This window comes from Pseudoalteromonas sp. 20-92 (assembly GCF_030847595.1).
Classification (GTDB): domain Bacteria; phylum Pseudomonadota; class Gammaproteobacteria; order Enterobacterales; family Alteromonadaceae; genus Pseudoalteromonas; species Pseudoalteromonas fuliginea.
On record NZ_JANJGQ010000043.1, the window covers coordinates 1 to 12441 of the forward strand.

Consider the following 12441-nt stretch of genomic DNA (forward strand, 5'->3'; position numbering starts at 1 on the left):
CAGAAAAAAGCTATGCGCAGTACAGCCTACCTTGAAAAGGTACTGAACGCATAGACTTTTTTCATGCTCTTGCCCTGAATTAAATTGCCCTTAACATTATTATGTTTGTTACTAAAAAACCAACTTAGCATTGTTACTTTTTATTGCATACAGTATAAGATAAATACATTTTTATTTTGTAATATCAATCGTTAAAATTCCTATCTAGCTGAATTAAAAATCTCATTAATTACTTCTTAGTACCAATAAAAGAGTTATACCAACCTGCATAAATCTTTGATTAATTTTCTTAACGTTAAATAGATCCCATATATAAGCAGATTTGGGGTGGTTAATTTTTATAATATCAATGTTTCACTGTTAAATACCCAAATACATAAAAATGTAAAAAATAAAGTAAACAGCTTGTAAGTGCAAAGGTCATATGTTTAACTTGGTCATAAGTTAGCCGTTTGTTCAAGTCTAAATTTTAGAAGCTAAGATGCACATTAATTTAGCCTACAGCGCTTAACTAACAATAAAAACAGACAACATCATCACACACTGGCATTGAGAAAAACGATGCCGATAAACAGGAGAGCACACAATGCAGCATAACTTTAGGTTATCAGCAGTCTCTGCAGCTATTATTGTTTCGCTTATTTCATCATCTGCTTTTGCACAAGAAGATGAAGAAAAAGAGAAAATAAAACTACAAAAAGATATCGAAATAATTGAAGTCCAAGGGATCAAAAGTAGCTTACGAAAAGCGGTAAACGCAAAGCGCTTTTCCGACAACGTAAGTGACTCAATTCATGCTGAAGATGTAGGTAAATCAACAGATCAAAACATCGCTGATGCACTATCTAGAGTAACAGGGGTGAGTATTCAAGAAGAAGGCGGTGAAGGAACACGTATATCAATTCGTGGTGCCGGACCTTCTTTAAATCAAATATCAATGAATGGTGTAGCACTTACCGGCGGGCTAAGTACCGATGGCTCTAGTGCGGGCGCGACTAACGATAACAGTGTTGATTTAAGCTCTTTTTCGTCAGACATTTTGTCATCTATTGATGTAATTAAAACGTCTTCTGCTGATAATGATGAGGGCTCACTCGGCGCAAGTGTTGTACTGAGAACTGTAAAACCGCTAAATTTAAACAAACCACGTCGTTCTTTTACGGTTGAAGGGCGCTACAACGAGTTTTCTGATGAAAGTGACTCACGCATTAATTTTAGCTTTTCTGATAAATACTTTGACGACACCTTTGGCTTTATTATCACCGCCTCTAAAGATACACAAAAAACACGACAAGATCGTATCAATACCGATTGGGCTAACGGCGCAATTCCTATCGTTGATTTAGATGATGCGACAGGCCGTACAGCACATGACACCGTTACAGGCAAAGCAATTAGGGTACTTGGCAATCAACGTGATGCTGATGGAAATAAGCTTTTCGGTGAGAATGGAGAAGCATTATTAAACCCACTGAGTTCACTTAATAATTACGACCCTGAAACGCAAATATTACATGAAGGTGATTTATTTGTTTTAGCGCGTGAGGTTATTGATTTTACACTAAATAATGACCAACGAGATCGCTTGTCAGTATCTACAGGTTTTCAATACCAACCAACAGAGTCACTTGATATTCAACTAGATGTAACTCATACAGAGCAAGATGTGTTAACCGACAGTCAACGACTGCGTTTAAACATGGGACCTGTAACACCTTTAATTTATGCCGGTGATGACAATACAGCACTAAACGGGGTTGATTTATCGACCAATACCTTACAGCAATCAAGTAGCCGCTCTACAGGCGGTAACTTTGTTCGCTCCTACGGACTTAGAGAAATTGATACTAATGTAGCGTCACTTGATATTGATTATCAGGTAACTGATTCATTAAATATGAATGTAAGAGCTGGTTTTTCTAAAACAACAGATGAAACACCAGACGATGATGAGAAAGATCGTTTTATCTCTATTAGTACAGCTACATGGGGCACGGCAGGTCGTCAAATAGTTGAATCAATGCCCGATGGCAGCCACGAAATGGTTGGTTACGACTGTGGCGGCAGTGGAGAATGTAGTTACTCAACTGGCGTTACTCCAGGTGAGTTTGATGCCTTTGATGGTACGTCTAATGCGGTATACAGCCGTTTTAATCCGTATGACATGCAGCACAATCACTTAGGTAGTTTAGTGCTGCGTAAAAATAAATTAGCGGATACAAACAAATCACTGTTTGTTGATTTTGACTATGCGCTTGATGGTGACTTTATCAGATCGATCGAGTTTGGAGTTAAGTGGTCAAATCGTAAAAAAGATGTCTCTATTCAAAATAGAGCAACCACAAATGGCAGTGACTTAATAGATTTAGAAGACCCTGATCAAACTTTTGAAGTACGTGGGCTTGGTACAATTCGCTTAGCCGATATAATCGCTGATAGTGCCTATCCTTACGATAATTTTGGTGAAGATATTCAATCAGACCGCTCTGCAGAGTTTTTTAATGGCTGGCCGTTACTTGATGCCGAAAAAGCGCTTGAAATTGTTTCAGGCAAAGATGCAGGTGAAGTAGGTATACGCGAAACCATTACAGGCAGTCGTAATATTGAAACCGAAACAAAAGCCGCTTATTTTAAAGCAAACTTTGAGCTGATGGATGGCAAGCTAACAGGTAACTTAGGCCTTAGGTATGTAAAAGATGACACAACAGCAACTGGTGTAGGCGGTATTAACTATACGCGTTTTCCACAAATGGTTGATGCGTACAATTTGTTAGTTGAGCGCGGTTTAGCAAATACAAATTTAGATGCCTGTCCGGCAGCTGTTATGGGGGTATCTGACACGGGTCAGCCTGATCATCGTTACACACCAGCAAACGATGCTGAGCTACAAAACTGTTGGGCATGGCAAATCACCCATGCGTATAACCGCTCAAACCCGGCTACTTTCCCTGTTGATCCGCTAACGGGTCAGTTTGTAATTCCTGGGGCTGATGGCAACACCGGACTGGGTGTAAATCAGCAAGTTTTTGTAGATGAAAATGGCAACATTATAGCTAACAATGCATTACCTTCTTTAATTTACGACAGCAACGGAAATTTAGTTCCAACGTCAGCTAATGCGTGGGCACACTTTGCAAGCAACGGACAAATTTGGCCGTTTTTAGACAGAACAACCTCATTTACAGGGACACAAGGTAGCGGACGTGAAGTACAAGACCGCGTTGCATGGGTAACTAAAAAAGGCGGACATGACGCTTATTTACCTAGCTTGAACTTAAACTATGCAGTTAACGAAGAAATGATTGCACGTTTTGCTGTTAGTAGAACAATGACACGTCCTCGTTTTGATTCATTAAACCCACGTACACAAATTTTTGAACAACAATGGGACTCTGCCAATGGCTCAGCAGGAAATGCAAATTTAAAACCGCTTAAATCAACCAATCTCGACTTGTCTTATGAGTGGTACTTTAGTGATTCAGGCTTGCTGTCGGCAGCGTTCTTTTACAAGGATATGAAAGACTTTGAAGAAACGGTTGTGGTTCCGTATCACTACAAAGACGTTAGGACTGAATACGATTTACAAACAGCCGATTTATTACTTGATTACGATGAGAATAGAGCACCAGGTGGCGAAGAAGATTGTATGCCACTTAGGCAAGTTGCAGGCTTTTTTGACCAATGGCGCATTGAATGTGACGTTGTAAACGTAACCACAGTAACCAATGGTAAAGGCGCAGATATTAAAGGTGTTGAACTAGGTTACAACCAAAACTATGACTTTTTACCAAGTTATTGGGGTGGCTTAGGTTTAAACATGAACTATACCTACCAAGATTCAGAATCTGATCGTCAGCAGGTAGGTAATACCGATATATTTTTAAAACCACTACCACAACCTTTCACTCCAAAGCATTCCCTAAATACAACACTGTATTGGGAACAAAAAGGGATTCAATTACGTTTAGCGAGTCGCTACACCGGGGATCAATTAGTTAACCGAGGTTTAGTTGGCGGCGCTACATGGCAAGAGGCAACCCATCGTTTGGACTTTAGCTCAAGTTATAAAATTAATAAAAACTTTAGCGTAACTTTTCAGGCACTTAACTTAACTGATGAAACTAACCGAATTTATTACACCAGTTCATTTAGTCGTAATGCGTTTGAAGCTAACTCGCAAGAGGTTGTGCTTGATGAAGGTAATGCAATTGAAGATGGCAGTGTAACTACTTCGCGTACAGCATCAGTTTGGAAAACAGGTCGTCAGTTCCGTGTTGGTCTTCGCGGTACCTTTTAATTGAGAAACTATTAGCAGCGGGCCACGTTAGGCGCGCTGCCTTACAAATCTTGGAGAGTAAGATGAAACATAACTTACTAATAAAAACAGCAATTAGCAGTGTTATATTTTCAGTATTAACAGGGTGCGGCGGAACGGATGAAGGTTATGATCCGCAGTTTAAATCTGATTTAGCTCTTGTAATCGATACCGCGGTGATCACGAGCACATTAAATGAGGAGTCCGGAGTTCAAGAAATTGATTTACTGCAAGGCGTAACAATCGACGGTAAACCAGCCTTTGAGTCAGGTGCAACCATAAACGTAAGTGAGTTAGAGTTTGTGGTTAATAATAATTTCACTACCCCACAAACAAGTGCTAATACTATTGCATCACACCGAATTTCACCTTTCACGCAATCAAGTGATAGCACTAAATTAGTTATAAATACCGATGCGTTTTCGGCGGCATTAAGACAATGCGACCAAACCGATATAAGAGGCGCTTTAGATGGCGAAGGTAATCCTATTGCTGATGGTAACTTAGACTTTCCGAGCCAAGTTATTTATAACATTACATATTCTATCAATAATGGTGCAGCTATTGCTGCGGGCGGAGCACTGCCTACACGTACATTACAATTAACTGTCAATGCGATTGATGATGTTGTAACTGAGGTCAGCGTCTCGCCGATTGAAATCCCTGCTGGTGGCCAAGCAAGTGTATTCGCATCAGCGATACCAAGTTACGCGTGTAATCCCGCACTTATTTATTCAATTGCAGATGAAGATATTGCAACTATAGATGAAAATGGCCTTATTAGTGCTAAAAATACCGGTGAAACGACTATTACAGCCACAAGTGTTGATAACCCCGAAGCTTCATCAAGCGCCACACTTACAGTGACAGGTGCTTTTAGTCTTGCAATAACAAACGACGATAAAAACGAGTTAGGCGCTTCTTCAGGTAACAAGGACGTTCCTATCTGTGTGGCCAGTGGTGTAGAAGTGCAGCCGGCTTTACTAAACGCAGAGTTAAGCGGCGAATATACTTTTGATTGGACACTTAACGATGAAGTTTCATTTACGAAAAGCTTAACCGCAAAAAGCGGCTTTGGAGAAGTACTTGCCGTTAAAGCACCTACAACAATAGACAGCACAAATACGGTAACGGTTGAACTTATTGATGGCGATACAGCAAGTACACCTTTATCACTTATTTCGCAAAAAAGTATTACGGTTAATACTGTTAATAACCAAATGTGTGAGCCGGGTGTGTCTGAACACGAAGCAGGCTTTAACACCGACTTTAACCTCAATGGTGAAGGCGCACCTTATAAAGGTAATGCCACTTATAGCGTATCGGCAACCTCTGTGTCGGGTAATGGTCGTTCGCTTGAAATTACAGCGGGTACTGCAACTCAAGGTGAAGCGAATACACCGTACTCTTTTGCAACTCAGCAAGTTTGGAATAAACAACGGAACTGGTATAGCGCCAACTATGGACGTGGTGCCGAGTCTGTTGGTAAAACATACCGTTATGCCGTGTGGGTTAAGTTAAATCAAGTGCCTGTTGAACCCGTTACGTTACGCCATGTTGTTGTACCGTGGGTTTATGACGGCATACCTGAGGATGCAAATGGATTTACAGGTCGTTACTCAGAAGCCGGCTTATTTAGCGCAGCACTCGCAGCCACTACGCAGTGGCAATATATCGAGTTTGAAGAGGATTCAACTAGTACACGTGAATGGGCTATTCCAGCAACGTGGAGCTCAGTAACCGATGTGTTTACTCTTTGGGAAGTGTATGGATTACCAACAGGGAATTCACTTTTAATAGATGATTATGCTGTTATTCGTACCGACATTTAGGTAACACGTGTACAAAATAGTATTTGTTAAAGCGATTTTAAACTAAATAAGTTTAAAGTCGCTTTGTTTGCTTATAAGCCTCGATGAAAAATCTATTTATACACCAACTTCTAACTTTCACACTAATTTATATACCAAATAATGAGACATCATGAACTACAAATTAAAAAATATAAAAGCGCATAAATTGACGTTCACAGCAGCACTGTTATCGGTAATAACTCTTGGCGGTTGCAGTAGTGATTCCGCGAGTAATACGCAAAAGAGCCTGCGTGTTAAAAATGTATTGCCACTAACCGATCCGTTAAATGAAGGCGCATGGGTTTTAAACACTCAAGTAAGTGATGAATTTGAAGCCAGCACTATTGATGAAGAACGTTGGTACATTGTGGGTAAACTAGAAAAGGGTAAACCCGTTTATAAGCACCCAGATAAGCCAAATAAAAAAGTATGGAAAGGCCGAGCACCTTCGCAATTTTCGGGTAATAACTACCGTTTAGAAGATGGTAAGCTAAAGCTTGAAACACGTTGGGAGCCAGACTTTCCATTTGAAGAAAAAATACATAAGCCCGTGTTTGGCGATGCACTTAAATACGAAAACCTGACAACGGCATGCTTTATTGGCAGAAAGTCATTTCAGTACGGGTACATAGAAATTAAAAGTAAAGCCGCTGATGCGCAAATAAGCAGTGCATTTTGGTCGATGGGTGAAAAGTTAGAAGTTGATTTTTTTGAATTATTTGGCGACTCGCTTGATCCTAAAAAAGATCACATAGACAGTGAATTATGGTGGTCAATCCGCGATTGGAATAAAAAGGTGATGGGCAAGCCCACTTATACAGAGCGAAAAGACTTAGGTTTTAGAGTGGCTGATGACTTTCATGTGTATGGAATCGATTGGAGTGCTGATGGAATTAAATACTATGTTGACGGTAAATTATTTAGCGAAGTATCTGCAGCACAAGCTGATGCCTGGGCTAAAGAGCATCGTGGGGTTGATACAGGCTATGTAGCCACTAAGCCACTGTTTTTATGGCTTGATCAAGAGACTTTTCCTTGGCATGGCGTACCAAAAAGTAAAGAAGAGCTTGAACGTAACAGCCCTGAAGGTAAAAAAGATGATGGTGTAGTCGACTTTGAAATTGAATACATCCGTGTTTGGCAGCAAAAACCAATACAGTCAGTTAAGTAAGGAGTGGGTTAAATGAAAAAAAATACTAAGCCAGCAAGCACATTATTTTGTTTATCACTGATTGCTACAAGTATTCTGCTTTGTGGATGTAACACTACTCAAAGGGTAAGCAATGAAACACTAAGCGACAACCGCAGTAATAAATTAATGTTTAGAGAATCGCAAAACATTATACCTTTTGAGCCCCTATCGCGCCGTAAGTGGGATAGCGCGCTGATTGCAGACTTTGATAAAGATGGTTATCAAGATGTATTAATTACTGAGCATACCCACGCAGTAAAAATTTTTTGGAATAACAAAGATAATACCTTTTCAGCACCACAGATAATTATTAAAGGCGACACACATGGTGTTGCTGTTGCTGATTACGACTTAGATGGTCGTATGGATTTAATAATTGCCCAAGGAGGTGGTGGTGGCTTAAAACCTCGTTTACCTGTGTCGTTTCAAATAAATCATGACCGCACTGTTGAAGGCGGAAAAACGTTTGATGATTTTGAACGCACACGCGGACGTTCGGTTAAATTAGTTGATGGTAATAACAGTGGCGTACTAGATTTAGTACTTTCTGCTTTTCCATTAAATAGGCAAAAAAAAGGAGCGAACCATATATACAAAAACGAAGGACATAATCATTTTAAGTTTGTCGATTACTTACCTAATGCTAAATGGCTTGGTTATAAAACCTTAGTAAGTGATTTTAATAATGACGGGCACGATGATTTATTTTTTTACGGTGGAGATGACATTGTTGCAGTGCAGAGCAAATCTGATTTAGGCTATAAAAATAAAAGTAAGGCTGTATTAGGGAATAACCGTAATATTAGTCATGTAAGTAGTATGACCGAAATCGACTTTGATAATGACGGTGATTTTGATTTATTTTTAACGCGCGCTAAACATCAATTTGAACAACACACCTTTTACGATGCTCAATCTCAAAACTTTGCTTTTTTTGCTCGTAACGAAGCATTTAAATTTGAAGACTTTAAAATATCGGGTGACTTTGAAATAGAAAACCTGCAAATGGCTTACCCTCATTTTAATGTGTTTATTGGAGAAAATAGCGCTCCTTTAATATTAAAAGGGCACGGCGGCAGTGAACGTACGGTACATGTAACAAAAGAGCAAGCAACCGGCTGGCCTAAAAATTTAAGTAAAAAAGGTTTATATATAGGTTACTTAGGTAATGATACTTGGCGCGTCGCGGGGGATACTAAATCGCCTACAGCGGGTGTTATTAAAAGAGTGATTAATTCACCCAACGTAAAAGGGCTTGAGCCATTACCAGCGGTATTATTAGAAAACCAGCAAGGTAAATTTGTTGATGCAACAGCCAAGCTAAATATTAATCTTAGCGAGCCTACAACCAGTGCAGTAGCCGGGGATTTTAATAACGATGGTTGGAGCGACTTAATTGTATTACGTTATGGTAATCCATCAAGAGCTAACGAGCAGGTACTGTATTTAAATCAGCACGGTCAAGGATTTGAGGCTTTACAAAATCATGGTCTTATTTCAACTGAACTTGGAGCAACCGGGGGGAGTGCACAGGCCTTTGATTACGATAATGACGGCGACCTTGATTTAATCTACTCAAACGAGCGGGGCCGTTGGCACCTATTTACTAATAACAGTGTTTTAGATGCACAGCATAATTTTTTGATCACTAATATTGGTTACTCACCTAACGCTGGCGTGTCTGCATTGGGAGCTACTGCTACTATAAAAGCGTGTGGGCATACTTATAAGCGTGTTGTAGGCTCAACGGGTGCAGGTTTTTCACAAAGTGAAAATAACAAGCTACACGTTGGTTTAGGTACGTGTACACAGATAAATAATGTATCGGTTCGTTGGAGTAATAATGAGTATATAGATATTAGTAATGCGGTTATAAATGATGCTAACGGGGAGTTAGTTGGTAGAAAAGAGCCGTTGTAAGTAATTAAGTGTAAGTAAGAAAATAGCGCTTATTAAGCGCTATTTTTTGTATTGATACTTTAATTAAAAGCTATATTGAACACTTGCACCCACATAACGACTCCAGTCACGAGGATAGAATGCTTCCCCAAAACCTTCAGAGTTTATACGTTGGCGAGTAGTGTACGACTTATCAAATAAGTTTTTAATGAATACACTAAACTGAAGGTTATCTTTGCTTACACTCAAGTAACCATCCCAAATGCTTGACGATGGGTTAGCTGATTCGCCAAAGGCAAGTTCATTAATTGATTGCGTATGGCTACCATTATAACGCCAAACTGCACTAGTATTTGCTTTCCAGCCAGTATCAGCAATTTGTGTATTGTATGAAATAGTACTTAAAAATTGTTGCTCAGCATTATTAGGGAAAGATAAACCCGTTTGATCAAAGCTCTGACGACCTGTTGAATCAGTAGTGCAGCGAGAAGCAAGTAAACCACCATCACCAGCAGGACAATTTATAGGTGTATCAGCAAAGTCTTCGTAACGTGCATCAAAATAAGCGTAGTTAAATGACCACTTCAATTTATCTGATATTTTAACCACTACATCGGCTTCAATACCGGTTGAACGCGCTTGTGCTGCGTTCACGTAGCCTGCAAAAATAATGTTATTTTCTTCATCTATTACACGGCTGGCACGTACTTGATAATCGTCAACTCTCATATCAAAGTAGGTAAAGTTAAACAGTAAATCGTTATCAAAATACGCTGAACGCAGGCCTACTTCAAAGTTTGAAGAGTTTTCAGGATCGGTAGGGAAGTTGTCTGCATCAGCAGGGTCTGTATTTGTTGTTACAAAATAAGATGCGCCTTTATAGCCGGTAGAATAATTTACATAACCGCGAATATCATCGGTAAAATCATATCCAACAACTGCTTTATAGATAAAGGCTGTGTCTGAGTTATCAAACTTAGTTGGCGCGTCTTGGCGTAAAATAAGCGATGGATCAGTTTGAGCAAGTTCTAATACTTCATCGAATGTTTCCATTCCAACACCCGTAGAAGGTGTTGCCAAATCTTTACGGGCAAAGGTCGCATTACTTTTTTCGTGTAATAATCTAAAGCCAAAAGTAGCATCTAATTGCTCAGTTATTTGATATTCAAGTTGTCCAAAAATAGCGACGTTTTCAAAACCAGTTGTAAAATCACCACTATTTAGTAAACGAGATGGCGTCAATAATGAGCGGTCGTCATCGCCAGTGGCTGCATAGTTAGCTAAAAAAGCATCTGTTGACTGTCTTGAATAACAACCAGTTAATTCGCCGCCTTCAATAAATCCTCGGTTACCTGCAATACAGCCATCGCGTACCTCTGAGCGTTGGCCGTCGGTATCATGATAAAAAAGACCTAATACCCAATCAAACCTTTCATTGTTAAACGATGAGATACGAAACTCTTGTTGAAGTACATCAACTGATTCGTTTCCACCAAAGGCGGTACGTTCTACAGGGAAATTAATAGTGAAAAATGCTGAGCTGTTATATAAATCAAAGTCTCTATAACTACCATTATAGCTAAGCGTAACTTCATCATTTAGGTAGTAATCAGCAGATATTGAAAAGCCAAAGTTTTCTGTTCTGCCAAAATTACCTTCAGCATTACGTGATGTTACCGGGCCGCCGGCTTCTTCAAAAGTAGACTCAGGATTAACACGGTTATAAGTGGTACCTTCAATAGTGCCATCGTCTTTCACATTAACGATTGGACGAGGGCCAAAATCTGGGTTTATTCCACCTAAACGAGTAAGAGAGCAACAGTTTGTGTCTGTTTCTGAATATTCTAAGCGAAATAGAACATTTAATTCTTGGCCGTTATCGTATAAAAGTTGGCCGCGACCAGCTTTTGTTGTTTTTGCGCCAATAGTGTAGTCTTCTTCACCAGGCATAGTGTTTTTTATCCAGCCATCAATATCACTGTATTGTGCATTGAATCGAGCTGCCCAGTTTTCGTTAAGTGGTACATTTACAGTACCGCTAAAATCAGTGCCATCAAACTCAGTAACTTGTGCTCTAACCGTACCTGAAACCCTGTCATCTAGTTGAGGTTTTTTAGTTACATAATGTAATAGGCCTGTTGATGTGTTTTGGCCAAATAAAGTGCCTTGCGGCCCGCGCATCGCTTCTACACGTTTTACATCTGAAATTGGTAAGTTAAGCATTGATTGACGTGGTAGCACTTCGCCATCTATAACGACTAAGTTTGAAGACTGTAAGCCAATGGAGTTTGTAAAAGTGCCTATACCACGTGTTTTTAATGTTGTAGTTCGTATTTCACTGCTGTCATCAATACCAAAGCCAGGTAAGTAGGTGACTAAATCAAACCCATTATCGATGCCAATCTCTTGAATTAAATCACCGCTAAGTACTTCAATTGAAGACGGTACTTCTTTTAGTGCTTGATCGCGTTTTTGTGCGCTTACTAAAATAACTTCAAAATCGTCTGAATTGCTTTTAGCTTGCTTTGCGGTTGTTTCTTCTTGTGCATATGCAGTGTGTGTGAAAGCTGATAAAGAACAACATGCAAGTAATATTGCTGTATGCAATTTACTGTGTTTAAGCATTTTAACCACTCCGTTTCTTCATAATTACTGTGTGTGCAGATAATGCAACGGCAGTATCTGTTATTTAGAATCAGGCTAATTAAACAGCGATCCTTAATTGCGATAAAGCTATAAGCAATCAAGAAATGTAAATAATCAGGAATGATTCATTCTAACAATTTAAACATATGATGTTTGCAAGTGCAATGTGTTGATTACTTGTTTATTAAATGTTACTTATAATATTGAGGTTATAACCTTGTATTACCGTTTAAGTAACACAAGATTATTAAGTTAAGTGGTTGAATTTTAATCTCTAATCTAAAGTACAGATTCAGAGTGAAAAATAATTTATTTTCAAAAAATTATTTTAAACGAGAAAAAAAGTGGTAATCCTCAGCATTTTTAAGCTTTTGAGCAAAACTCATCCCTAAGTTTTTGAGCTGCTGCGCGTTATTATAAGTACTAATTTTAAGTTTTAACTCACTCACGGCCTGCGCCGTTGCGCCAATGCTATCAAGTGCTAAAAAGTACAAGTAAGCGTATTGCACGTTGTTACTTTCAAGTGCCATTGCGTG

At 39.2% G+C, this 12441-nt stretch carries 6 protein-coding genes; 4 read left to right on the top strand and 2 right to left on the bottom strand.

The window, feature by feature from the left end; all coding sequences use genetic code 11:
• Window positions 1-586: 586 nt before the first annotated feature.
• The 4 genes from NRL14_RS20410 (at window position 587) to NRL14_RS20425 (ending at window position 9280) form a co-directional block, all read left to right on the top strand.
• Complete coding sequence (locus NRL14_RS20410) at window positions 587-4297, top strand: TonB-dependent receptor (protein WP_149605819.1); 3711 nt, start codon at window positions 587-589, stop codon at window positions 4295-4297.
• A gap of 62 nt (window positions 4298-4359) precedes the next feature.
• Window positions 4360-6147, top strand: a complete 1788-nt coding sequence (locus tag NRL14_RS20415) for an Ig-like domain-containing protein (RefSeq protein ID WP_149605820.1) — start codon at window positions 4360-4362, stop codon at window positions 6145-6147.
• Between the two features lie 151 nt (window positions 6148-6298).
• The gene (locus NRL14_RS20420; RefSeq protein ID WP_007375138.1) at window positions 6299-7339 is read left to right on the top strand and encodes a family 16 glycosylhydrolase; all 1041 of its coding nucleotides are present in this window, start codon (window positions 6299-6301) and stop codon (window positions 7337-7339) included.
• A gap of 12 nt (window positions 7340-7351) precedes the next feature.
• Window positions 7352-9280, top strand: coding sequence for a CRTAC1 family protein (locus tag NRL14_RS20425; RefSeq protein WP_149605822.1), 1929 nt, complete (start codon window positions 7352-7354; stop codon window positions 9278-9280).
• 63 nt (window positions 9281-9343) lie between these two features.
• Here the strand turns inward: NRL14_RS20425 and NRL14_RS20430 are convergent, their stop codons facing one another.
• Together NRL14_RS20430 and NRL14_RS20435 are read right to left on the bottom strand one after the other, a co-directional pair.
• Entirely contained in the window at window positions 9344-11884 is a 2541-nt protein-coding gene (locus tag NRL14_RS20430) for a TonB-dependent receptor (protein ID WP_149605823.1), read from the bottom strand.
• A gap of 344 nt (window positions 11885-12228) precedes the next feature.
• On the bottom strand, window positions 12229-12441 hold a 213-nt coding region (locus NRL14_RS20435), incomplete at its 5' end, for a hypothetical protein (protein WP_306725481.1).